General features: G+C 29.8%; 24 protein-coding genes. 18 read left to right on the top strand and 6 right to left on the bottom strand.

The window, feature by feature from the left end:
* The first annotated feature begins 161 nt into the window (after positions 1-161).
* The 16 genes from EG240_RS08780 (at position 162) to EG240_RS08845 (ending at position 17,243) form a co-directional block, all read left to right on the top strand.
* A complete protein-coding gene (locus tag EG240_RS08780) occupies positions 162-479 on the top strand; it encodes a hypothetical protein (RefSeq protein ID WP_125019021.1) in 318 nt (105 codons plus the stop codon).
* A gap of 52 nt (positions 480-531) precedes the next feature.
* On the top strand, positions 532-1,263 hold the full coding sequence (locus EG240_RS08785) for a GLPGLI family protein (RefSeq protein ID WP_125019022.1): 732 nt from the start codon (positions 532-534) through the stop codon (positions 1,261-1,263).
* A 220-nt stretch (positions 1,264-1,483) separates the two neighbouring features.
* The gene (locus EG240_RS08790) at positions 1,484-1,792 is read left to right on the top strand and encodes a hypothetical protein (RefSeq protein ID WP_148096343.1); all 309 of its coding nucleotides are present in this window, start codon (positions 1,484-1,486) and stop codon (positions 1,790-1,792) included.
* Between the two features lie 35 nt (positions 1,793-1,827).
* The gene (locus EG240_RS08795) at positions 1,828-2,595 is read left to right on the top strand and encodes a GLPGLI family protein (protein WP_158612013.1); all 768 of its coding nucleotides are present in this window, start codon (positions 1,828-1,830) and stop codon (positions 2,593-2,595) included.
* A gap of 217 nt (positions 2,596-2,812) precedes the next feature.
* A complete protein-coding gene (locus EG240_RS08800) occupies positions 2,813-3,151 on the top strand; it encodes a hypothetical protein (protein WP_125019025.1) in 339 nt (112 codons plus the stop codon).
* A gap of 204 nt (positions 3,152-3,355) precedes the next feature.
* Positions 3,356-3,487: a hypothetical protein gene (locus EG240_RS16965; protein WP_262674742.1), complete on the top strand. Its 132-nt coding sequence runs from the start codon at positions 3,356-3,358 to the stop codon at positions 3,485-3,487.
* Between the two features lie 2 nt (positions 3,488-3,489).
* On the top strand, positions 3,490-4,230 hold the full coding sequence (locus EG240_RS08805; RefSeq protein WP_125019026.1) for a GLPGLI family protein: 741 nt from the start codon (positions 3,490-3,492) through the stop codon (positions 4,228-4,230).
* The gene (locus tag EG240_RS08810) at positions 4,218-6,878 is read left to right on the top strand and encodes a carboxypeptidase regulatory-like domain-containing protein (protein WP_125019027.1); all 2,661 of its coding nucleotides are present in this window, start codon (positions 4,218-4,220) and stop codon (positions 6,876-6,878) included. The genes EG240_RS08805 and EG240_RS08810 overlap by 13 nt, the downstream gene beginning before the upstream one ends.
* A gap of 521 nt (positions 6,879-7,399) precedes the next feature.
* Positions 7,400-10,801, top strand: a complete 3,402-nt coding sequence (gene ileS, locus EG240_RS08815) for an isoleucine--tRNA ligase (RefSeq protein ID WP_125019028.1) — start codon at positions 7,400-7,402, stop codon at positions 10,799-10,801.
* Positions 10,802-10,812: 11 nt separating this feature from the next.
* Positions 10,813-11,199 (top strand): TraR/DksA family transcriptional regulator, encoded by a 387-nt coding sequence (locus tag EG240_RS08820; protein ID WP_125019029.1) that lies wholly within the window; start codon positions 10,813-10,815, stop codon positions 11,197-11,199.
* A 91-nt stretch (positions 11,200-11,290) separates the two neighbouring features.
* The gene (locus EG240_RS08825; protein ID WP_125019030.1) at positions 11,291-11,884 is read left to right on the top strand and encodes a lipoprotein signal peptidase; all 594 of its coding nucleotides are present in this window, start codon (positions 11,291-11,293) and stop codon (positions 11,882-11,884) included.
* Between the two features lie 63 nt (positions 11,885-11,947).
* Entirely contained in the window at positions 11,948-12,229 is a 282-nt protein-coding gene (locus EG240_RS08830) for a hypothetical protein (protein WP_125019031.1), read from the top strand.
* Between the two features lie 640 nt (positions 12,230-12,869).
* On the top strand, positions 12,870-15,164 hold the full coding sequence (gene porZ, locus EG240_RS08835; RefSeq protein WP_125019032.1) for a type IX secretion system anionic LPS delivery protein PorZ: 2,295 nt from the start codon (positions 12,870-12,872) through the stop codon (positions 15,162-15,164).
* Positions 15,164-15,877 carry a DNA repair protein RecO gene (recO, locus tag EG240_RS08840; RefSeq protein WP_125019033.1) on the top strand — a complete coding sequence of 238 codons (714 nt, stop codon included), beginning with the start codon at positions 15,164-15,166 and terminating at the stop codon, positions 15,875-15,877. Before porZ ends, recO begins: the two co-directional genes overlap by 1 nt.
* Positions 15,878-16,165: 288 nt before the next feature.
* Positions 16,166-16,336: a hypothetical protein gene (locus EG240_RS16485; protein ID WP_158612014.1), complete on the top strand. Its 171-nt coding sequence runs from the start codon at positions 16,166-16,168 to the stop codon at positions 16,334-16,336.
* Positions 16,337-16,481: 145 nt separating this feature from the next.
* Positions 16,482-17,243 (top strand): GLPGLI family protein, encoded by a 762-nt coding sequence (locus tag EG240_RS08845; RefSeq protein ID WP_125019034.1) that lies wholly within the window; start codon positions 16,482-16,484, stop codon positions 17,241-17,243.
* Positions 17,244-17,358: 115 nt separating this feature from the next.
* On the opposite strand, the gene EG240_RS16840 is transcribed toward EG240_RS08845, so the two are convergent.
* The 3 genes from EG240_RS16840 to EG240_RS08855 form a co-directional block, all read right to left on the bottom strand.
* Positions 17,359-17,520 carry a hypothetical protein gene (locus EG240_RS16840; protein ID WP_235830359.1) on the bottom strand — a complete coding sequence of 54 codons (162 nt, stop codon included), beginning with the start codon at positions 17,518-17,520 and terminating at the stop codon, positions 17,359-17,361.
* A gap of 25 nt (positions 17,521-17,545) precedes the next feature.
* The gene (locus EG240_RS16845) at positions 17,546-17,719 is read right to left on the bottom strand and encodes a hypothetical protein (protein ID WP_235830360.1); all 174 of its coding nucleotides are present in this window, start codon (positions 17,717-17,719) and stop codon (positions 17,546-17,548) included.
* A 286-nt stretch (positions 17,720-18,005) separates the two neighbouring features.
* Complete coding sequence (locus tag EG240_RS08855) at positions 18,006-18,962, bottom strand: NAD-dependent epimerase/dehydratase family protein (RefSeq protein WP_125019035.1); 957 nt, start codon at positions 18,960-18,962, stop codon at positions 18,006-18,008.
* A 198-nt stretch (positions 18,963-19,160) separates the two neighbouring features.
* On the opposite strand from EG240_RS08855, the gene EG240_RS08860 reads away from it, so the two are divergent.
* Both EG240_RS08860 and EG240_RS08865 read left to right on the top strand, forming a co-directional pair.
* Positions 19,161-19,772: a hypothetical protein gene (locus tag EG240_RS08860; RefSeq protein WP_125019036.1), complete on the top strand. Its 612-nt coding sequence runs from the start codon at positions 19,161-19,163 to the stop codon at positions 19,770-19,772.
* The gene (locus EG240_RS08865; protein WP_125019037.1) at positions 19,769-20,101 is read left to right on the top strand and encodes a hypothetical protein; all 333 of its coding nucleotides are present in this window, start codon (positions 19,769-19,771) and stop codon (positions 20,099-20,101) included. Before EG240_RS08860 ends, EG240_RS08865 begins: the two co-directional genes overlap by 4 nt.
* A gap of 145 nt (positions 20,102-20,246) precedes the next feature.
* On the opposite strand, the gene EG240_RS08870 is transcribed toward EG240_RS08865, so the two are convergent.
* The 3 genes from EG240_RS08870 to EG240_RS08880 all read right to left on the bottom strand — a co-directional run bounded on the left by EG240_RS08870 (position 20,247) and on the right by EG240_RS08880 (position 22,124).
* On the bottom strand, positions 20,247-21,026 hold the full coding sequence (locus tag EG240_RS08870; RefSeq protein WP_125019038.1) for an NYN domain-containing protein: 780 nt from the start codon (positions 21,024-21,026) through the stop codon (positions 20,247-20,249).
* 95 nt (positions 21,027-21,121) lie between these two features.
* Complete coding sequence (locus EG240_RS08875) at positions 21,122-21,460, bottom strand: cupin domain-containing protein (RefSeq protein WP_125019039.1); 339 nt, start codon at positions 21,458-21,460, stop codon at positions 21,122-21,124.
* A complete protein-coding gene (locus EG240_RS08880) occupies positions 21,441-22,124 on the bottom strand; it encodes a hypothetical protein (RefSeq protein WP_125019040.1) in 684 nt (227 codons plus the stop codon). The genes EG240_RS08875 and EG240_RS08880 overlap by 20 nt, the downstream gene beginning before the upstream one ends.
* Between the last annotated feature and the right edge of the window lie 3 nt (positions 22,125-22,127).

Raw genomic sequence — 22,127 nt, forward strand, 5'->3', positions numbered from 1 at the left:
TATACAACTATTTCTTTTTTTTACCAACTATTTTTCTTGATTTATTAATCGAACTCAGGTTATAAAATAATAATAAAAACACTTGTTTCGCATTATTATTATTATTGTATTATAAGTTTTAGAAAAGTTCTATAACATTTTAACTAATTACTTATAATATTATGAAAAAAATGATGTTTAGTGCATTAGCTTGCGTAGCTTTTGCTTTTAGTGGTTTTGCTTCGAGTGAAGTGGTAGAAACGGACAAGATCACTTCTGATTTAGATGTGGAAATAGTTGAGAAACCTGCGGCTGATCCAGTTGTAGGTGTGTATACATGTACTGTTAATGTAGAATTTCCTGACGGAAAGGGAGGGACAATTACTTTAACACATGAACAAAAGTATTATTTTGTGAAGGAGTCTGTTGGAAATAGTAATTGTGCTTCTTTTGTTAATAGTGTGTCTGAAAGGTATCAGAATGTGCTTATGCCAAGCTAAGATTAGAAATATAAACTTCACAGATTTTTTTGTGAAGTTTTAAATTTAAAATATGAAAAAACTTTTTTTAATCATTTTGTTGGTTAACAATCTTCTTTATTCCCAAAATCAATTAAAAGTTGATTATTTAGTGACCTATAATAGATTAAGTTATATTGAACGTTATGCAACACTTTTTATAAATGATAAAATTTCTGTTTTTAATGAAAAAATGGATACTTCTAAAGAAATAAAAAAAGAGATTGTAGATGATGTAATAGATGATAATACACTAAAATTTGACGTAAAATATAACGATAGATATTACAAGTATAGTTCAGAGACAAAAGAAATTGTTTTTGTTGATAATATCATAATGGTTGGTGATTTTATTGTCTATGATAAATTTCCAAATATAAATTGGCAGCTTGAAAGTGAAACTAAAATAATATCTAATTTAAAATGTTATAAAGCGACCGGTGTTTTTAGAGGAAGAAAATGGAATGCTTGGTATTCACCCGAAATCCCTTTTTCAACCGGGCCTTGGAAATTAAATGGTTTACCAGGTCTTATATTAGAAGCCTATGATGAAGATAAAAAATTCTCATTTGTTGCAACTAGCATAAAGTATGGTGTAGTCGATAATTTAGATATACCAACTGATAATCTTAAAAAAATGGACTTCCAAACTTTTATTGAAACTAAAGAAGAGATGCCGTATCTTAAAACAGATTTAAATAGAGATGAAAGTGTAAAAATTAATTTTCCTAGAGCTGAAGAATTAAAATACGAATGGGAAAAATAATTTTTTTCGCTTAAAAGTATATTTAACCTTTTATTTTTCTTTTGAATAATGAAATTGATGTTGGTTTAACTAAATTTATTTTTTTTGATAAATATTTATTTTTTAAGTTAAATTATTATAAAATAATAACAAAAACACTTGTTTTGTATTGTTATTGTAATGTAAGTTTTAGAAAAGTTCTAAAACATTTTAACTAATTACTTATAATATTATGAAAAAAATGATGTTTAGTGCATTAGCTTGCGTAGCTTTTGCTTTTAGTGAAGTATTTGAAACTAAAGATTTAAATCTAAAAATAATTGAAACTATTGAAAATGACGACCCATTTGTACCTGTTTATAAAGTGATTTGTACGGTTTATGTTCATTTAACCGATTGGTTTGGAAGAGAATATACAGTTGTTGAATCAAAAACTTTTTGGTTTGAAACTGAAATAAGTGGGAATTTAAAATGTGATGCTTTTGCAGGTGAAATGGCAAAAAAACATAACATATCTTATAAACAACCAAACGTAATTTCTCCGAACTAATTCGTTTATAAATAAATATTATCTTGAAAAATTTTTTGTTTTTTTTTATCATTTTTAGTTCATTAAATTGTAAGTCACAGAATGATGTTGTTTTTCTAAATTATAAGGTTTTTTATGATTTTAAAAGGCCTTTATCACGAGATGTTTATATGACTATTAGTGATCAGAAGGCACTTTATGTGGAAAAAAATAATTCTACTGTTTATCTTAAAAATGAAGCGGAATTTGTGATACCTGATAATAAAGATGATGAGAGTTTATATACAGATGTTAGTAACTATGTAATTCAATCAGAATATAAATACGATGATAAATTTATAGTTCAAAATTTAGTTTTAAATAAATTATTTGAAACAGTCCAAGATCCATATTTCGGAAATTTTATTTCAGAAGAATCAATAGCCAACATAACTTGGAATTTAGAAAATGAATTTAAAACTATAAATGAAGTTGAATGCCAGAAAGCAATTGGTAGTTTTCGTGGTTTACAATGGAAAATTTGGTTTTCGATGAAATATCCTATACCATTTGGTCCTTGGAAACTTTTTGGAGCTCCAGGTTTGATTTTCGAAGCTTCAACTTTAGACAAAAAAGTTACTTATCTTTTACAAAGTATAAAATCTGGTAATATGATTATAGATGATACTTTACCAAAATATAAATTAATGACTTTGGAAAATTTGGTGAAATTTATGGATGAAAACTCTGATGTTATTAACGATGCAAGTAGAAACTATGAAAATAGGACTAAAGTTGTTGGATATAGAAATTTACTAGAACCCAAATACGAATGGGAAGAATAATATTTTTTCGTTTAATATTAAGTTTCAAAAACTATATTTCTATTTGTGCTTTATATTTCAAATAAATAATCTAAAACACTATATTTTTACGTATTATTTATTTTTTAAGTTAAATTATTATAAAATATTTACAACAATAACTTGTTTTGTATTATTATTATTGTATTATGAGTTTTAGAAAAGTTCTAAAACATTTTAACTAATTACTTATAATATTATGAAAAAATTATTATTTAGTGCATTAGCTTGCGTAGCTTTTGCTTTTAGCGGTTTCGCTTCGAATGAGGAAGTTGAAGTAATAAATGAAATTATAGAAAATTCTAATTTGAATACTTCAATAATTTGTAAAAATAGCTTAAAAAGTGAAGATTTCTTTTTTTGTTATGTAACTATCCAACTTCTTGATTCAAAAGGAAATAAAACGGATGATATGAAATATGAATATAATGCAACAATAGATCGTGATGGTTGTTATAATTTTGCGAATAAAGTTGTTGCTTATTATATGGCAAATTTTAATGTTGGAGGAGTTGATGTAGATTATAATAATCATTAAAAGTTAGATTATGAAAAGATTATTTTTATTTCTATTTATAAGTATAAATATAAGCGTATTCGCCAATCAAATAGAAAAAACATATACAGAGGATTGTATCCTAAATAATCAATAAAAATTATTCAAGATGAAGATTTTTTCTTAGATTGTTATGCAAATGTAATTAAATTAGATAAAGAAGGTAATTATTTAGAAACATTAACAATGGAAACTTGTGTTGCAGAAAGATTTTCAGATTGTACAAGTCATGTAAAAGATTGGATTAAAGGGTTAGAGGCTCAAGGTTTTTATTTAGGAGCTTCTAGATATTCTTGGGGAGCTCCAATACCAAAATAATTATGAAATTTCTTTTTACTTTTTTGGGAATATTTATTTTAAATGTTACTCATAGTCAAAACATTCTAGCTGAATATGATATTTTTTATAATACAGACCATCCAATGAGAAGAGGTTCTGTTTTGTATTATGATTATAATTCGCAAACTTCAATTTTTAGAGAGAACTATAAAAATCTTCCTTGGGATATAAAAGAAAATGAACACGATGCGGATTTTATTGCAACTGTTGCTAAAAATTTAGATAATGAATTTGTTTTGTTTGATTTTAAAAAAAGGGAATGTTTTTTAATTGAAGATTTTGTTAAATCTACTTACAAAGTTGAGGAGATTTTCCCTGTTTTTGATTGGCAAATTACTTCTGATGAAAAACAAATTGGTAATCTTAATTGTAAGAAAGCAATCGGTAATTATCGTTCTCGAAAGTTTGAAGTTTGGTTTGCTGCGGAAATACCAATTCAAGTTGGACCATGGAAATTTAATGGTTTGCCAGGATTAGTTATTGAAGCATATTCTTTGGAAATGAGATATCATTATGTTTTAAGAAATATTAAATATAATGAAGATGTAAATATTGAATTACCGCAAATAGATAAATTAGTATCAATTCGTGATTATGTTACATTACAAAATGAATTTCATGAAAATTCAACAAAAGCTGCAACACCACGAGGTGCAACCGTGACTGTTATAAAAGCTGATAGAGCTAATTTTTTAGAACCCAAATACGAATGGGAAGAATAATATTTATAATCTTAACCTTATTAACAACCGTTCCTTTACTCGCACAAACCGAGTTTAAAGGTACGGTTTCTTCTATGGAAAATGAGGTTTTGCCAAACGTTTCTGTTATTGTAAAAAACACCGAAGACAAAATTTTGCATTTTGGTTTTACCAAACCAAACGGCGAGTTCTCAATTGCTGTAAACGACTTGGGTACATTCGTTGTCGAAGTAAATTCGTTAGGTTACGTTAAACAAATCGCACAAATTACAATAAAAGCAGAAGATAAAAAATTTACCAAAAACTTTGTTTTAGAGCAATCTACAGAAATCTTAGAAGATATGGTTATCGAGATTGACAATCCCATAAAACTGCGTGGCGACACTTTGGTTTACGATGCCAAAGCTTTTAGTACGGGCAGAGAAGTGGTGGTTGAAGATTTGCTTAAAAACATACCGGGAATTACCGTAGAAAAAGATGGTAAAATAAAATTTGAAGACAGAGAAATTGAAAAAGTCATGGTCGATGGCGATGATTTTTTCAATCGCGGCTATTCTATTTTAACAAAAAATATGCCTTCTAAACCTTTAGATAAAGTTGAGGTTTTACGTCATTATTCCAACAACAAATTACTAAAAGGCGTTGAAAACTCCGATGCTGTTGCGCTTAACTTAACTATTCAAGATGAATACAAAAGCATTTGGTTTGGCGATTTAAGTTTGGGTTATGGCATAGTAACCGAAAATCGCTATCAGATTTCGGGTAACTTAATGAACTTTGGTAAAAAGTACAAAACCTTTTTCACCTTTGGTTTAAACAACATCGGTTACGATAATGTTGGTAATATTGATGATATGTTTTACAATTCATCTGATATGATGAGCATTGGTTATGGCCAACAAAACCGCCAACAAATGTATCTTTCAGGTGGCGGAACCGTTTTAAAAGACCATCGCACACGTTTTAATAATGCTGAAATGCTTTCGTTAAATACTATTTTTCCAATCAATCCTAAAATGAAATTAAAATTAGGTGGATTCTTAGGTTATGATGAATTAGATGCTTTTCGTAATTCGGCTAGTTTTACACAAGTAGGCGAAACTAGTTTTGAAAACATCGAAGCTGAAAAATTTAAAAGCAAACTCCAAAAAGGATATTTGAATGCGTTTTTGACCTACGATATTTCTAAAACTAAAATGCTACAAATTGGTTCGTTATTTAGTTTCGGAAATGCCAACAATAAAAACGATTTGACGTTTAATGGCGTTTCTACTTTAGAACGTTTAGAAACCAAAAATATGTTTTTCGATGCCAAAGCTACGTTTACAACCAAATGGAAAGACAAAAATGCAGCTTTAGTTAAAGCGCGTTTTTTTACTAATAAAATTCCACAGTTTTATAACATTAATGATTATTTAATGGGCGATTTGTTTCCGTATGATGTGCAATCGGTTCGTAATGATATACAAAACAATAAAACCTATGGTGGTATTGAAACCGATTTAAAATTCAAACAGAAAAAAGATGATTTAATCGAGGTTAAAGTAGGTTACGAATTTTCGAACCAAGATTTAAATACGCAGTTTAAACTGTTTACTTCAGATACGCAATTTATAGAACCAACAGATTTTCAAGCAAACATTAATTTTCAAATGCACGATTTTTATGCAAAAAGTGGTTACACTTGGAAATGGAAAAAAGCGCAAATAACGGCCAACGCAGATGTGCATCAGTTGTTTAATACCTTTTCAAATTCGTTACACGAGCAAACCACTAAAGGCGTGTTTTTTGTAAACCCGAATGTGAATGCCAAATGGGATATTAATGCAACAAACATGTTGAGTGGATATTATTCGTATAATTTTTCGAATTTAGATATTCAGCAAGTGAATGATACGTATTTGTTGCAATCATCAAGAAGTTTTTCTAAAGGAGTTGGTGAATTTAATCAGCTTGAAAATTCAAATGCTTCGTTAAATTATTCCATTCGTCATTATTTAAATCGTTTTCGTTTTTCATTCGGAATTACGTATTCCAAACAAAACGATGCGTTGGCTTACCGAACTTCGTTAGAACAAAACAGTTCGCTTTCTGAAAGTTTTTTTATTAAGGGTGGCGATAATTATGGTTTAAATACCGAAGCGAATTTTTATTTACGAAAACTAAAAAGTAATTTAAATTTGAAGTTTAATGCAAGCAAAGGTTTTTCATTCAATGCGATTAACGGAAGCGATTTGCGTAAAAATGTATATGAATCTTTACGTTATAATTTAGCTTGGCGTACCAATTTTAAAACGGCATTTAATTTTCATTTAGGAACCGAATGGACTGAAAGTAAAGTGCAATCTCCAGGTTTTGAAAACACCAATTTAAACGGATTTAGTTTCTTGGATTTGTTTTATAAACTTAACGACCGTTTGGATGTAAAAGCGGTTACCGAACATTATTATTTTGGGAATTTAGAAAAAAATCAACGTGATTATTTTTTCTTGGATATCGAAGCAACGTATAAGTTGAAAGGCGATAAATACACCATTGGTTTAAAAGCAAATAATGTGTTTAATACCGAAAAATTCACAACGTTTAATGCATCAGATGTGGGTTATTCAACCACAAGTTATCGTTTGTTGCCACGTTATGTTTTAGGGAGTTTTAAATTTAGGTTTTAGTGTTTTAAAGTATTAAGATATTAGATTTGAGTATTAAGAAGTTAGAATTGAGGAACTGAATTTGAACGTTGAGAAACTGGATTTGAAAGTTGAGTAGTTGAATTTGAAAGTTGAGAATCTGAATTTGAACATTGAGGAATTGAATTTGAACGTTGAGGAACTGAATTCGATCGTTGAGAAACTGGATTTGAACATTCAGAAGTTTAAAACAAACTTTTATGTTTACTTTTAACTTTTAACTTTTCGACTTTCTTACTTTCTAACTAAATTTGCGTTAGGGATTGCAGTGGAAATCCTTTTTAAAGTTACTTGAGTGAAGCGAATGTAACATGAAAAGATTGTAGCGAAAAGCCCGCCCGAAGGGAACGCCCAAAGGATAAATTATAATATTGAAAAGTAATAACATAAAAAGCGATAATCATTTGAAGATTGTTGCTTTTTTTTGTGACTTGATTTCTAAATAAATAGGTCAGTTTGATAGAAATTGTGTAAATTCGCACTTTGATTACAAAAAATAGATAATGAGCACTAAATTCACAGAATATAAAGGACTTGATTTGCCAAATGTTGCATCGGAAATGTTACAATATTGGAAAGATCAAGCTATTTTCGACAAAAGTATCACGTCGAGAGAAGGGAATCAACCTTTCGTGTTTTTTGAAGGACCACCTTCAGCAAATGGTCAACCTGGAATTCACCACGTGATGGCACGTGCCATTAAAGATATTTTTTGCCGATACAAAACGCAAAAAGGATTTCAAGTAAAACGTAAGGCAGGTTGGGATACGCATGGTTTACCTGTTGAATTAGGTACCGAAAAAGAATTAGGAATTACTAAGGAAGATATCGGAACTAAAATTTCGATTGAAGAATATAACGAAGCGTGTAAACGTACCGTTATGCGTTATACCGATTTGTGGAACGACTTAACAGAAAAAATGGGATATTGGGTAGATATGGAAGATCCGTATGTTACCTACAAACCTAAATATATGGAATCGGTTTGGTGGTTGTTGAAACAAATCTATGACAAAGATTTAATGTACAAAGGCTACACCATTCAACCGTATTCACCAAAAGCCGGAACAGGTTTATCATCACACGAGGTAAATCAACCAGGTTCGTACCGTGATGTTACAGATACAACCATTGTAGCTCAGTTTAAAACGATTGAAAGCTCATTACCAGATTTCTTACAAGGTTACGGAGCTATTCATATTTTAGCTTGGACAACAACTCCTTGGACATTACCATCGAACACAGCGTTAACAGTTGGACCAAAAATAGACTATGTTTTAGTTAAAACATTCAATCAATATACGTTTGAACCGATTACGGTTATTTTAGGAAAACCATTAGTTGCTAAGCAATTTGCTGGTAAATTTTTTGCGATTGAAGATGAAGCTGAATTAACGAACTTCAATTCTGGTGATAAGAAAATTCCTTATTTCATTGTTAAAGATTTTAAAGGTGCTGATTTAGTAGGAATTCGTTACGAACAATTATTGCCTTACACGTTACCATATCAAAATCCAGAAAATGCATTCCGTGTTATTTCTGGAGATTTCGTTACTACAGAAGACGGAACCGGAATTGTGCATACAGCGCCAACTTTTGGTGCAGATGATGCTAAGGTTGCAAAAGAAGCAACTCCAGAAGTTCCGCCAATGTTGGTGTTAGACGAAAACGGAAATGCAGTTCCGTTGGTAGATTTACAAGGTCGTTTTGTGGCTCAAATGGGTGACATGGCTGGTAAATATGTTAAGAATGAATATTACAATGAAGGTGAAGCTCCAGAGAAATCGGTTGATGTTGAAATTGCGATTATGCTTAAAGAGCAAAACAAAGCTTTCAAAGTTGAAAAATATGTACACAGTTACCCACATTGTTGGAGAACAGATAAACCAATTTTATACTATCCGTTAGACTCTTGGTTTATTAAAGTAACTGAAGTTAAAGATCAGATGTTCGAATTGAACAATGACATCAACTGGAAACCAAAAGCAACCGGAGAAGGTCGTTTTGGAAACTGGTTGAAAAATGCAAACGATTGGAACTTATCTCGTTCTCGTTATTGGGGAATTCCATTGCCAATTTGGAGAACGGAAGACGGAATAGAAGAAATTTTAATTGGTTCTGTTGAAGAATTGGTTGCAGAAATTGCTAAGGCTAAAGCAGCAGGAATTGATAACGGAAATGTTTTTGAAGGATTCGTTGTTGGAGATATGTCTGAAACGAATTACGATAAGGTTGATTTACACAAAAACGTGGTAGATAACATTACCTTAGTTTCTGCATCTGGAAAACCAATGAAACGCGAAGCCGATTTAATTGACGTTTGGTTCGATTCTGGAGCAATGCCTTATGCACAATGGCATTATCCTTTTGAAAATAAAGAAATGATCGATGAGAATAAATCATTCCCAGCTGATTTTATCGCAGAAGGAGTAGATCAAACTCGTGGTTGGTTCTATACATTACATGCAATCGGAACTTTAGTTTTCGGAACTAATGCTTACAAAAACGTGGTTTCTAACGGATTGGTGTTAGATAAAAACGGGCAAAAAATGTCTAAACGTTTAGGTAATGCGGTTGATCCATTTACAACTTTAGCTGAACACGGGCCAGATGCTACGCGTTGGTACATGATTTCGAATGCAAATCCGTGGGATAACTTAAAATTCGATTTAGAAGGAATTACAGAAGTTCGTAGAAAATTCTTCGGAACTTTATATAATACATATTCATTCTTTGCTTTATACGCAAATATTGACGGTTTTACTTATAGCGAAGCTGAGGTTCCATTAGAAGAACGTCCTGAAATTGACCGTTGGATTTTATCTGAATTAAATTCATTAATCAAAAATGTTGATGATGCTTATGCAGATTACGAACCAACACGTGCTGCTCGTATGATTTCAGATTTCGTACAAGAAAACTTATCAAACTGGTATGTGCGTTTATGCCGTCGTCGTTTCTGGAAAGGTGATTACGCACAAGATAAAATTGCAGCTTACCAAACATTATATACATGTTTAATTACAGTTGCTAAATTATCTGCGCCAATTGCACCATTCTTTATGGATAAACTTTACAAAGATTTAACTGCTGCAACAAATAAAGATAGTTTTGAATCTGTACATTTGGCTGATTTCCCGAAATTTAATAGCGAAATTGTTAATAAGTCGTTAGAAAGTAAAATGGAGAAAGCGCAGATTGTGTCATCTTTAGTGCTATCATTGCGTAAGAAAGAAATGATTAAAGTTCGTCAGCCGTTACAGAAAATCATGATTCCTGTTTTAGATGAAAATCAAAAGGCAGAAATTGAGGCAGTTGCAGATTTAATCATGGCTGAGGTGAATGTTAAGGAAATTGAATTACTTGATGATGCTTCTGGAGTTTTGGTAAAACAAATCAAACCAAACTTTAAAGCCTTAGGACCTCGTTTCGGAAAAGAAATGAATAATATCGCTAAAGAGATTCAGAATTTAAGTCAAGATCAAATCAATGAAATTGATAAAAATGGAGAGATTTCTATTGTTGTTTCAGGAAATAATGTTATCTTAACCATTGCTGATGTTGAGATTTCTTCACAAGATATTCCGGGGTGGTTAGTGGCTAATTCAAACGGAGTTACGGTTGCGTTAGATATTACTATTTCTGATGAATTGAGAAAAGAAGGGATTGCTCGTGAGTTAATTAATAGAATACAAAATATTAGAAAAGATTCGGGATTTGAGGTTACAGATAAGGTAAAAGTGAAAATTTTATCGCAAGCTGTGATTGAAGAAGCTGTCAATGCGAATTTAGAATACATCAAATCAGAAACATTAACTGATGAATTAAAATTTGTTGATGTTTTAGAAAATGGTATGGAAATTGAATTTGACGAGCTTAATACTCAAATTTCAATAACCAAATAATATGAAAAGATATGGAACAAGAAAATTTACAAATACGTTATTCAGATGCTGATTTAGCTGAGTTTAAGCAAATCATTTTAAAGAAAATCGAAAAAGCGCAAGCGGATTTAGATTTGATTAAAAGTGCTTATATGAACGATTTAAACAATGGAACAGATGATACATCTCCAACGTTTAAAGCATTTGAGGAAGGTAGTGAAACAATGTCTAAAGAAGCGAATTCTGCTTTGGCAATTAGACAAGAAAAATTTATTCGTGATCTAAAGAATGCTTTAATTCGCATTGAAAGTAAAACTTATGGTGTTTGTCGTGTAACTGGAAAGTTAATTGAAAAGGAACGCTTGAAAGTTGTACCTCATGCAACGATGAGTATGGAAGCTAAATTGCAACAACGTTAATTTTTAACTTCTTAAAATAATATTAAAACGCTCTTCGGGGCGTTTTTTTTCTTTGTAAAATAGCCTATATTTGTCAATCAAAATAAAAATAATGTCTTTAAAAAAATCCATTCTATTTGTAATATTAGTACTTGTAATAGATCAAGTGTCCAAAATATATATCAAAACTAATTTTCAATTAGACCAAGAAGTTTATGTCTTTGATTGGTTCCGAATTCACTTTATAGAAAACGATGGAATGGCTTGGGGAGTTGAACTTCCAGGGAATTACGGAAAGTTGTTTTTAACCTTATTCCGAATTTTAGCTGTTGGAGGAATTTTCTGGTGGTTGAAAGATTCAATTGAAAAGAATTCATCTAAAATTTTAATCATTTCTATCTCTTTGATTTTAGCTGGAGCCTTAGGAAATATTGTTGATTGTGTTTTTTATGGTGTTATTTTTAACGATAGCAAACACGAAGTGGCAACATTGTTTTCAAACGAGCCTTATGGAACTTGGTTTCATGGAGAAGTGGTTGATATGTTTTATTTTCCTATTTGGAAAGGATATTTACCAGAATGGTTACCAATTTGGGGAGGTCAGTATTTTACCTTCTTCAATGCGATATTCAATGTAGCTGATGCGGCGATTTCAGTTGGGGTAGCATTGTTAATTATTTTTAATAAACGAATCTTTAAAGATTAATTATATAATAGAAAGTCCTTTTAGTAAGGGCTTTTTTTATGTTTAAATGTAAAATAATATCTGATGGATAAATTTAGTCAATTGCCTATTGTGGATAAAATTGCTGCGTTTTTAGTTTTTATTAGCCTAGCATTTTGGAGTTTATCGAAGCTGCCGCAAATTGCCAATTCAGCTGTTTTTAGTCTGTTTTATGAAATGAGTTGGTTGTATATGATTGTTATGACTTTGGTAACAACCTTCTACTTTTTGTATAAATGGATAAACATGAATTTGAAATTCAAGAATGTGTATTTCTATGGATTTGTAATCGGAGTTTTGACTTTAGTGATTATGCGGTTTATGTAGTTTTTTTATTTAATTTGTTAAATTCGATGTTTTTAAGTGTAGTTTTGAAAATGAAATAATTGAAACGAATATATCTAAATTTCTCTATTTTTCAGGTGTTCCTGATTACCATCAAGAACTCGTTTAGAGTATATTTATTTTGATGATGACGATAATGGATTTTTAAACATCAAATTGGACCCACTTATAATGAACAAGCTATAGAGATACAAAGTAAAGAAACACTTTTTGTAGATAAGGATTTTTCGTAAAAATTGTAAACTTTCAAAAGGCGAATATTAATTTGATTTAAATATAGGTAACTTTGGTGGGTATAAAGTATCTAGAGCGAAATATTATAGGTATAGACACAAAATATTATCAAACAAATCTAACTTCTAAATATTTAAAGTTGTTTTTCGAAGATGTTCTTTCAAGTGAAGAATATAATAGTTTATCTAATAAATACCTAGTTTTTGAAAAGGATAAATTCATTAAAGATTATTACTCTGTTTTTGATATAAAGTAATGTTTAAACAAAAAAGAAAGCTTTTCAGCTTTCTTTTTTTGCTTATAAAACGGAATGTAAAAAAAATCAACTTCAAAATGTACTAACTTTATATAACTTATCGTTTATATTTGTAAGTATTAAATCGTGAATATGAAATTTTTATACAACATATTATTTCTGTTTTTATCAGTAAGTGCATTTGCGCAAAATCAAATTTGGAAAGGTTATTTTTCTTATAACGAAGTTCGTGCAATTGCGTATTCATCCTCTAAAACTTATTTTGCAACAGATAACGCCGTTTTTGCATGGAGCGATGCAGACGAAACTTCTGAAATTTACAATTCAATAAACGGATTTAAAGCGTTTGATATTTCTGCAATTGCACATAGTTCAAATTTTAATAAAATTATTATCGGAAACACGAACGGGCAAATTGCAATTATTGATGAAGTTTCAGGGAATGTTATTTTATTAAACGATATAGTTAATAAAAATTCAATTCCAGATAATATCAAAAAGATCAATGATATTTATGTTGATGAAAATTTGGCCTATGTTTCAACGGATTACGGAATTAGTGTTATTCGATTGAATGATAATAATTTCGGGGATTCGTATTATATTGGTAATTCAGGAGAATATACAAAAGTACTTCAAACAACTGTTGTTGGTGGTTATATTTTTTCAATTACTGAAGATTATGGTTTAAAACGAATTTCAATTTCAAATCAAAATAAAATTGACTATGCTCAATGGCAGATTTACGATGCTTCGAAATGGTTAAGTATTGCAAACTTAGACGGATCTTTAGTCGGAGTTAAAGAAGATTTAACTTTAAATCGTTTTGAAAATGATTTGCCAATTGCTGTTGGTACCGTTTACGGTGGATTTTATAAAATTACTGCTTTCAATAAAGAGTTAACTGTTGTTACACACGAATCAGTTCGTTTATATAATCAAAATTTATCTTTTCAATTTGAATATTTGTTCAATGATAATACAGGGAGATTTAATTGCGCTTTAGTTAAAAACGGAACTTTCTTTTTGGGAACAAAACAAGATGGAGCAATGATTATTGACCGATCAACTAATTCGGAAAGGAATATTTCGCCTACAGGACCATATTCAAACAGAACTTATAAATTATTTTTTGATAATAATGATTTTTATGTTGTTTTTGGAGGAATGACTGTAGATTATGGACCAGTTTATACAACTTTTGGTATAAGTAAATATAACACTCAATCAGGTTGGAATTATTTAAAACCAGCAAACTTACATAATGTACGAGCTACAAATAATATTTCTATAAATCCTCGTAAAAAGGGACATATGTTTTTAAGCTCTTTTTTAGAAGGGATGGTTGATATTACATTAGATTCTGAAAATTTTTCACAAAGTACATCTGAATTGTATGATTATACAAATTCACCTTTGAGTTTTGTTGTTGATGGTAGTGTAAATACAACTCGTGTAAGCGGACCTACTTTTGACAGAAATGGAACAGGTTGGGTTTCAAATAGCTGGTCAAATGCTCCACTTAAATCATTCGATTTAGAAGGTAATTGGAGATCATATTCTTTTTCGCAATTTTTTTCAACAACAGGAAATAATCTTCAAGATAAGGAGAAATTTGGTGTACCGCTGATTGATAAAAATAACACCAAATGGTTGGCAACGAATAATAATGGAATTTTCGCATTTAATGAAACTCGAAATAATAAAAGTTTACAGCTTACATTGGGTACTGGAAATTTACCTTCAGCACAAGTTAATTCTATTGCAATAGATAATAACAATCAATTATGGATTGGAACATTAGATGGATTACGCGTGCTTTCTTCTGTAGATCAATTTATAAATTCGAATGTATTAAGATCTAATTCGATTATTATTCTTCAAGATGGTGTTGCTGAGGAGTTATTTTATAAGCAGCAAATTCTTAGAATCACAGTTGATGGTGCAAATAACAAATGGGTTTCAGTTTCTGGTGGAGGTGTTTTCTTGGTTTCTCCAAATGGTCAAGAAACGATTTATCAGTTCAATATGCAAAATTCACCATTACCAAGTAACGATGTTATTGATATTTCAATAAATGGTAAGACTGGTGAAGTTTTCTTTTTAACTTCTAAAGGAATTGTTTCGTTTTTAAATTTTGCTACTGATTCAAGTGAAAAGCTTGATAATGTAAAGGTTTTTCCTAATCCAGTTCGACCTGATTTTACAGGTGAAGTTAAAATTGCAGGTTTAGTTGATGAATCGAATGTAAAGATTACTGATGTTGCTGGAAACTTAGTTTTCGAAAAGAAATCTGAAGGAGGAACAGTACTTTGGAATACTCATAATTTTTCTGGAAATAAAGTAGTTTCTGGTGTTTATATGATTTTTATTTCTGCTCCAGACGGCGGAGATACTATTGTAAAGAAAGTAATGATTGCTAGGTAATGCTTGTTAAAACAAAAGCTATTGTTTTTAGTGCGATTCGTTATCAAGAGAAAAGTTTAATCGTAAAATGTTTTACAGAACAAGCTGGTGTAAAAACCTATTTCATTCGGAATGCTTTTTCTAAAGCTAAGAATGCGCAAAACCGGGTCTATTTTCAGCCATTAACGCTGTTGGAAATAGAAGCTGATCATAAAAATAAATCGAATTTAGAATACATAAAGTCAGTAAGTTTAGGACATCCGTATCATTCTCTGAATATTGATTACGTAAAGAATGTAATGGGTATTTTTTTAGCCGAATTTCTTTCAAATGCAATAAAAGAAGAAGAGCCAAATAAACAGTTATATTCTTTCATAGAAACTGCTTTGTTGTGGTTTGATAACCATGAAGGAAGTGCTAATTTCCATTTGTATTTTATTCTGGAATTAACCAAATATTTAGGTTTCTATTTTGATGATTCCGATGAAAAGTCGTTTTATTTTAATGCAAGAGAAGGTGTTTTTGTAAATCAATTTAATCCAGATTGTTTTAATGAAGAAGAAACAATTCTGCTTCGAAAATTGATGAGGTTTAATTTAACAGATAATGAAAAAATTTTTAGCGCAAATGAACGTAGAAATTTATTGAGATTGTTAGTTTCTTATTATCAAAAGCATGTTGTAAATTTTAAAGAACCCAATTCGCTAAATGTGTTAATTGAGGTTTTTAGTTAAATGTTTTAAGAACTGTCTTTTGGTGTTTTTTGACAAGATTCTTTTAAAAATTTTTACAACTCTTAAAAAGCAAATACGAATGGGAACAATAGTATTTTTTTTACTTAAAACTAGATTCAACTCTTAATTTTTCTTCTGAATAATAAAACCGACACTTTATTTATCTAAACTTTCTTTTGTCGTTAAAATATTTAAAAAAAGCATGTTTTTAAGTTATTTTTGTTACATTAAACTTTTAAAAAGTTCAAATACATTTTTAAATAAATACATATAGTATTATAAAAAAAGATGCTTACTGCATTAGCTTGCCTAGCTTTTGCTTTTAGCAGTTTCGCTTCGAACGAGGAAGCGCAAAATTTTGCTGAAAATTTTGACTTTGAGCCTAAAACTTCATGTACAGTAAAAGTTATTAATCCAGAGGTGATACAGAATATCACGACGGTAAAGGATGTACCATAACTGAAAGAGAATGAAGTCAATTTAAAGTTAAATATTTAAGCGACCTTAAAGAACAAAAATATATTTTTGATGAAAAAACTGATGTTTCTACCTTTTGTGACTATTAAAATTTAAATTAATATGGGGAGTATCTCCCCCTTTTTTTATGAAGAAAATTATATTCTTGCATTTTATATTTTTTATAAATATTCCATTATCTATTTCGCAAAATATTTTTATTTATGATTATAATTTAAAAAGAAATATTCGAGAAGGAGTTTTACTATATGATAGGGTTAATGATGAATCAGTTTACATTGACTTTTTATCAAAAAAACTGACTCAAACTGAAATTGTTCAGTTTACAGATGAAGAGAAAATTCGTTTTAATATTGACGAAACTTCTACTATCTTCACAGCTTCCACTTCTACAGATGACAGATATTTTTTTAAAAAAAATAATGAAATTTCTTATTTTCAAACATATTTAGGAACTCCATTTTTAATAAATGATATAACGTTTGAATTTAATTGGGTTCTACTAAATGAAAGAAAGAAAATTGGTAATTGGTTAGCTCATAAAGCTTTAGTTGATTTTAGAGGTAGAGAATGGATTGTTTGGTACACGTCTGATATTCCTATTAGTTCAGGTCCATGGAAGTTTGAGGGTTTACCAGGTTTAATTATTGAAGCTCAGGAGGCAAAAGGAGAATTTTGGTTTAAATTGAAATCAGTGGAATCTGTTTCTGATTTAAAACTTCCTTTACTTACAAGTATGAATGGAAAAAAGGTCACTTTACGTCAATATTTAGAAATGGAAGCTGAATCAAAACAAAATATGCCTAATAACTCAAATAGAGATTATGAGGTTGTTTATTATAAACCTTCAAGAAATGGCATCGAACTAAAATACGAATGGGAAGAATAATTTTTCAGTTCGTTCCTGAAATATCTACATAGTTTATTTTTCTTAAAGACAGTTTAAATTTTATTCAATAAATTTTTTATGGCGGCAATTTTGACCATATTTTCGGAGTTTTCCATTAATAATTCATAATTGTAGCATAGCCTTCTATCGCTATCAAGCCAAAAAAAGTCCATTCGTTAATCCATATTTTAGAAATTGGAATAAAACCTGTTTTCTTTTCTTCATTTCTCATTGCTACGCTGATAATATATCCGAATTTATTTTTTATTTCCATCATAACCTTTTAATGAACGATCGCTGCCCTATTTTACACTTTGGTCGTTCATAATTCCTAAACTTGGTTCTATATTTTGATGTCTTTTTAATCTAACTTTTTTACACAATTTCGAAAGTAATAAATCAAAATATTCTGTATTTATCCATTTGTTGTAATAATAATAAACCAATTCCCATTTTGGAAAATCTTGTTGAAGCATACTCCTCTGATAGACAATTTTTACAAAGTATATAATTGCATTCCAGATAACTTTTAATTGATGTTTGTGTTTTCTTTCATTGAAATTGAACGTTTATTAAAAATTACCACTGATTGTCAGTAATGTTTGTAGGATAAACATTCACGTTAACTTATTTGCCTTGACAACAACAAGTTACGAAAAAATCAACACCACAAACATCACAAACAACTGTCAATTAACTTATTAAGTAAGTTTTTTTTAATGCTATTCTGTTATTTTCATTAACTTAATTCTTAAATAGACTCTATATTTCAGCTAATTTTGTTTTCAGATTTTCTAACATGGTTTTCGTCATCTTTTTCATATCGAAATCATGACTCCAACCCCAATCTTTTCTTGCTTCTGAATCATCGATACTTGAAGGCCAAGAATCAGCAATAGCTTGACGGAAATCTGGTTCGTAAGAAATTGTAAAACCATTCTGTTCTTCTGCAATACAAGTAGCTAATTCTTTTGGAGTAAAGCTGATTGCAGATAAATTATAAGAAGAGCGAATTTTCACATCTTCTTTTTTTGCTTGCATGATTCCGATAGTTGCTTTGATAGCATCATCCATATACATCATTGGTAAACCAGTCTCTTCAGAAAGGAAACATTTGTATGTATTGTCTTCGATTGCTTTGTAATAGATATCAACTGCGTAATCGGTTGTTCCACCACCAGGTAAGGTTTTCCAAGAAATTAAACCTGGATAACGAATACTACGAACATCAACACCAAATTTATTAAAGTAATATTCACACCAACGTTCACCAGCTTGCTTAGAAATTCCGTAAACCGTTGAAGGTTCCATAACCGTATATTGAGGTGTGTTATATTTAGGAGTTGTAGGTCCGAAAACAGCTATACTTGAAGGCCAGAAAATTTTCTTGATTTTATTTTCTTTAGCTAAGTTCAACACATGGAAAAGTGAATTCATGTTTAAATCCCAAGCGAAAGCAGGATTTTTTTCGGCAGTTGCAGAAAGTAAAGCAGCCATTAAGTAAACTTCATCTACTTTGTATTTTTCTACAGCAGCAGTAACTTGTTCTAAGTTCATTGCATCAAGTACTTCGAAAGGACCAGTTTGAAAAACTTCTTGTTCTCCTTTTCTAATATCTGAAGCAATTACATTATCAATTCCATAAATTTCTCTAAGCTTTGCGGTTAACTCGGTACCGATTTGTCCGCAGGCTCCAATAATTAATATAGTTGTGTTCATGTTCGTTAGTTTGTTTTCAACAAATATAGTGCATTAAATAATTCTTTAAAATAAATTCAAATAATAAATATTTCATAAAAAACGTTCAAATTTCATCTTGTTTTGATTTTAAATATCGAATTGAAACAAAACTCAGTAGATTTTTCTAATTATATTTTAGAAATTAAGTTGTATATTTAATTACCAACACTTTACAAAATGAGGAAAATATTTTTATTCATATCCATTTTACTATTTAGCAATTCAAATTTTGCTCAAGAAATTATTAAACTTGACGAAAAGTACTTCATTGATTTTAATGAGATTTTTCGGAAAAACGGAATTATTGAAATTAGAGAATTGGTTAATTATGGAATTGAATTCGAGTATCCCGAACCACATAATGAAGAAGAAAGAAGTGAATTAATCGAAAAAGAAAGAAATCATCGAGAAGCATTTAAAATTTTTAAACCTAAAAAAGGAAGCTATCTCTTAGAAGGAAAAGGTTTTACCATGCGTTTTGAGGTTAATGAAAAAGGTGAATTTATTGGAATTACGACAATCAAAATTATAATTGATTCTGAGAATTGCGAAATGAAATTTTCTTTTAAAAATGGAAGATTTACAACAGCTAATTTCAAAGATTCAAAAGGAAATACATTTATTACATATGAAGACATTGGCACTTACACCAAATTAAACCAATTTAATCGTGATGGAAAAATAAACCTAAGTATAATTGTACAAAAAGGAGATGAATATGATAAAGGTATTGAAATCTATTATTATCCGAATGGACAAATTAAGAGCGAAAGAGATAATAAAAAATGACTTACACTAGCTATTACGAAGATGGTTCGGTTGAAGTACTTTCGGATTTGAACACAAATGAAAGTATTACTTTTGATGAAAACGGCCAAAAAAATTCAATTTCATATACGATTGACAATCAAATATACTGTACAGATGTTTACGAAAATGGTGAACACATACGCCAACATTTCACTAAGATTGATTCGGATATAACAACAACCTATTATTACAAAAACGATAACTTAGACTACATTACCATTGAAGATTTTACTAAAAACGAGGTCAGTAAATATGATAAAAATGGCATATTTATAGAAACAAAAAATATAACACCTATTCCTTTTTAATAATTTTATTCTTTCCGTTCAACATTGTCAATGTAGAATTCGCTTGGTGACAAATATTCTAAATTTTTTATTTTAACTTTTGTCATTTCGAAATCTCCTTCTTTATTGATTTAGAATAGTTAAAATCAAAAAAACAACAAGTGATTTATTTTCGTTTTACTAACGGATGATTTAAAGCACCGACTTCATTTCGGATAACTTCGTATTCATCTAGATTTTCAAAAAGTTTAGAAAGTGTAGCAAAATTATAAGTCCGAGTATCGAAACTTGGGTCAATTTTTCTAATATTTGCGCCAACAGTAGAAATATAAGCAATTTCATTTTCGTCTGTAGAAATATCAAAAGCACGAGAAATGGTTTTATTGTCTTTATCAGAAAGAATACTGTTTTTCTTTTTAGATTTAGGAGTCACTTTTGGTATTTTACTTTTTGAGAGCGTTCCAACACGATTCGTTTTAATTTCGGGTTCTTTAACCTCAACAATTTTTGGTGTAATATTTTCTGTAAACGTAAAAATATCACAAGATTGCACGAAAGATTCTGGAGTTTTCTTTTCTCCAATTCCCATTACGAACAAACCTTCTTCACGAATCCGTTTTGCCAATCCTGTATAATCGCTGTCGCTAGAAACTATACAGAATCCTTCAACATTTTTGCTATGTAAAATATCCATTGCATCAATGATTAATGCTCCGTCGGTAGAATTTTTTCCAGTTGTGTAAGAGAATTTCTGAATTGGATTTATCGAATGCTGATTAATCAGAGCTTTCCAAGAATTCATTGCTTGCGAAGTCCAATCTCCATAAATTCGACGAATGGTCGCTTTGCCATATTTGGAAACTTCTTCAATGGTTTCTTTTAAAAGTTTGGGTTGTGCATTATCTCCATCAATCAGAATAGCAATGTTAAATTTCTTTTCGCTCATTATTTTTTAGCATTAAAATATCAGCTAAAAAACAGTTGTTCAAAAGCTCTAACTAAATTACTAAAAAACCAACATAAATGTTAAAAATAAATATTTTATTTAATTACATTTTCAACACGTTCCATTTTATCGAGTTTTGACAACGTTAATCGAATTATCGAATCTTGATTTGCTTTTAAATCATGAGGAATATTCGCGTCTAAAGTAATCAAATCACCTGCGTTCATTTCTTGTATTTCACCTTCAGAACCCAAATTAATAGAACCTTGTAAAACGTGAATCACAATCGAAAATGGCGCTTTATGCTCTTTCATCAATTGTCCTTTTGCTAACAAAATTCGAATTTCTTTTGAGAAAGAAGTTTCGATAATTACTTTGGTTTGAATGCGTTCTTGGTCAAAAACGACATCGGTATTAAAAGATTGTATTTTCATTTTTAGGTTGTATAAATTTTGAATCGTTATAATCAAATTTAAAATCGATATTTTCTGCCTTTATATATTTCATGATTTTATCGTTAAATTTCCAATATTCATATTTGGTCGAATATTGCAAATAGAAATCATATCGACCATATTGAAATGAGATAAAAATATTTGCATTTTTAGCCATTTCTTTTTCCGAATTCGAAATACCATCTTTCAAGAAAAAATTCCATAAATTGTTTTGAAAAACATCAAAATCAGAAGAATAGCCATCTAAATATCCTTTTTTGACTAAAGAAATTTCACCATCTTTATAAAGTAAAAACTTAAAATCTACCTGTTGATAATTGTAGTTATCCATTTTTGTTTTAGAAACGGCAATCAAAAAGCCATCTTCCAAAGTCCAATATTTTATATCGATATAGAAATCTACAGGCTTATTTTTTGCATAACTTTTTTCCATTTGAAGATAGCCCTTTTTTAGATTAAAACGCGATTCGAAATGTGAATCATTAACTTTCAATTTACGATTAGAAATCAGATTTCTTCGTTCAGATTCGGACAAATCGCCAACATAAACATCTGGAATAACATAATACAAATCCAATACATTTTGGGCATATCCAAAATTCAGAGTGAAGAATAAAATAAAAATTTGAATTAGCTTTTTCATAAG

This window comes from Paenimyroides tangerinum (assembly GCF_003865405.1).
Taxonomy (GTDB): domain Bacteria; phylum Bacteroidota; class Bacteroidia; order Flavobacteriales; family Flavobacteriaceae; genus Flavobacterium; species Flavobacterium tangerinum.

Excerpts from the sequence above, each read along its gene's own strand:
- EG240_RS08780 (WP_125019021.1), top strand. The coding sequence starts at position 162 with ATGAAAAAAATGATGTTTAGTGCATTAGCTTGCGTAGCTTTTGCTTTT.
- EG240_RS08785 (WP_125019022.1), top strand. The coding sequence starts at position 532 with ATGAAAAAACTTTTTTTAATCATTTTGTTGGTTAACAATCTTCTTTAT.
- EG240_RS08790 (WP_148096343.1), top strand. The coding sequence starts at position 1,484 with ATGATGTTTAGTGCATTAGCTTGCGTAGCTTTTGCTTTTAGTGAAGTA.
- EG240_RS08800 (WP_125019025.1), top strand. The coding sequence starts at position 2,813 with ATGAAAAAATTATTATTTAGTGCATTAGCTTGCGTAGCTTTTGCTTTT.
- EG240_RS16965 (WP_262674742.1), top strand. The coding sequence starts at position 3,356 with ATGGAAACTTGTGTTGCAGAAAGATTTTCAGATTGTACAAGTCATGTA.
- EG240_RS08805 (WP_125019026.1), top strand. The coding sequence starts at position 3,490 with ATGAAATTTCTTTTTACTTTTTTGGGAATATTTATTTTAAATGTTACT.
- EG240_RS08810 (WP_125019027.1), top strand. The coding sequence starts at position 4,218 with ATGGGAAGAATAATATTTATAATCTTAACCTTATTAACAACCGTTCCT.
- ileS (WP_125019028.1), top strand. The coding sequence starts at position 7,400 with ATGAGCACTAAATTCACAGAATATAAAGGACTTGATTTGCCAAATGTT.
- EG240_RS08820 (WP_125019029.1), top strand. The coding sequence starts at position 10,813 with ATGGAACAAGAAAATTTACAAATACGTTATTCAGATGCTGATTTAGCT.
- EG240_RS08825 (WP_125019030.1), top strand. The coding sequence starts at position 11,291 with ATGTCTTTAAAAAAATCCATTCTATTTGTAATATTAGTACTTGTAATA.
- EG240_RS08830 (WP_125019031.1), top strand. The coding sequence starts at position 11,948 with ATGGATAAATTTAGTCAATTGCCTATTGTGGATAAAATTGCTGCGTTT.
- porZ (WP_125019032.1), top strand. The coding sequence starts at position 12,870 with ATGAAATTTTTATACAACATATTATTTCTGTTTTTATCAGTAAGTGCA.
- recO (WP_125019033.1), top strand. The coding sequence starts at position 15,164 with ATGCTTGTTAAAACAAAAGCTATTGTTTTTAGTGCGATTCGTTATCAA.
- EG240_RS16485 (WP_158612014.1), top strand. The coding sequence starts at position 16,166 with ATGCTTACTGCATTAGCTTGCCTAGCTTTTGCTTTTAGCAGTTTCGCT.
- EG240_RS08845 (WP_125019034.1), top strand. The coding sequence starts at position 16,482 with ATGAAGAAAATTATATTCTTGCATTTTATATTTTTTATAAATATTCCA.
- EG240_RS16840 (WP_235830359.1), bottom strand. The coding sequence starts at position 17,520 with ATGATGGAAATAAAAAATAAATTCGGATATATTATCAGCGTAGCAATG.
- EG240_RS16845 (WP_235830360.1), bottom strand. The coding sequence starts at position 17,719 with ATGCTTCAACAAGATTTTCCAAAATGGGAATTGGTTTATTATTATTAC.
- EG240_RS08855 (WP_125019035.1), bottom strand. The coding sequence starts at position 18,962 with ATGAACACAACTATATTAATTATTGGAGCCTGCGGACAAATCGGTACC.
- EG240_RS08860 (WP_125019036.1), top strand. The coding sequence starts at position 19,161 with ATGAGGAAAATATTTTTATTCATATCCATTTTACTATTTAGCAATTCA.
- EG240_RS08865 (WP_125019037.1), top strand. The coding sequence starts at position 19,769 with ATGACTTACACTAGCTATTACGAAGATGGTTCGGTTGAAGTACTTTCG.
- EG240_RS08870 (WP_125019038.1), bottom strand. The coding sequence starts at position 21,026 with ATGAGCGAAAAGAAATTTAACATTGCTATTCTGATTGATGGAGATAAT.
- EG240_RS08875 (WP_125019039.1), bottom strand. The coding sequence starts at position 21,460 with ATGAAAATACAATCTTTTAATACCGATGTCGTTTTTGACCAAGAACGC.
- EG240_RS08880 (WP_125019040.1), bottom strand. The coding sequence starts at position 22,124 with ATGAAAAAGCTAATTCAAATTTTTATTTTATTCTTCACTCTGAATTTT.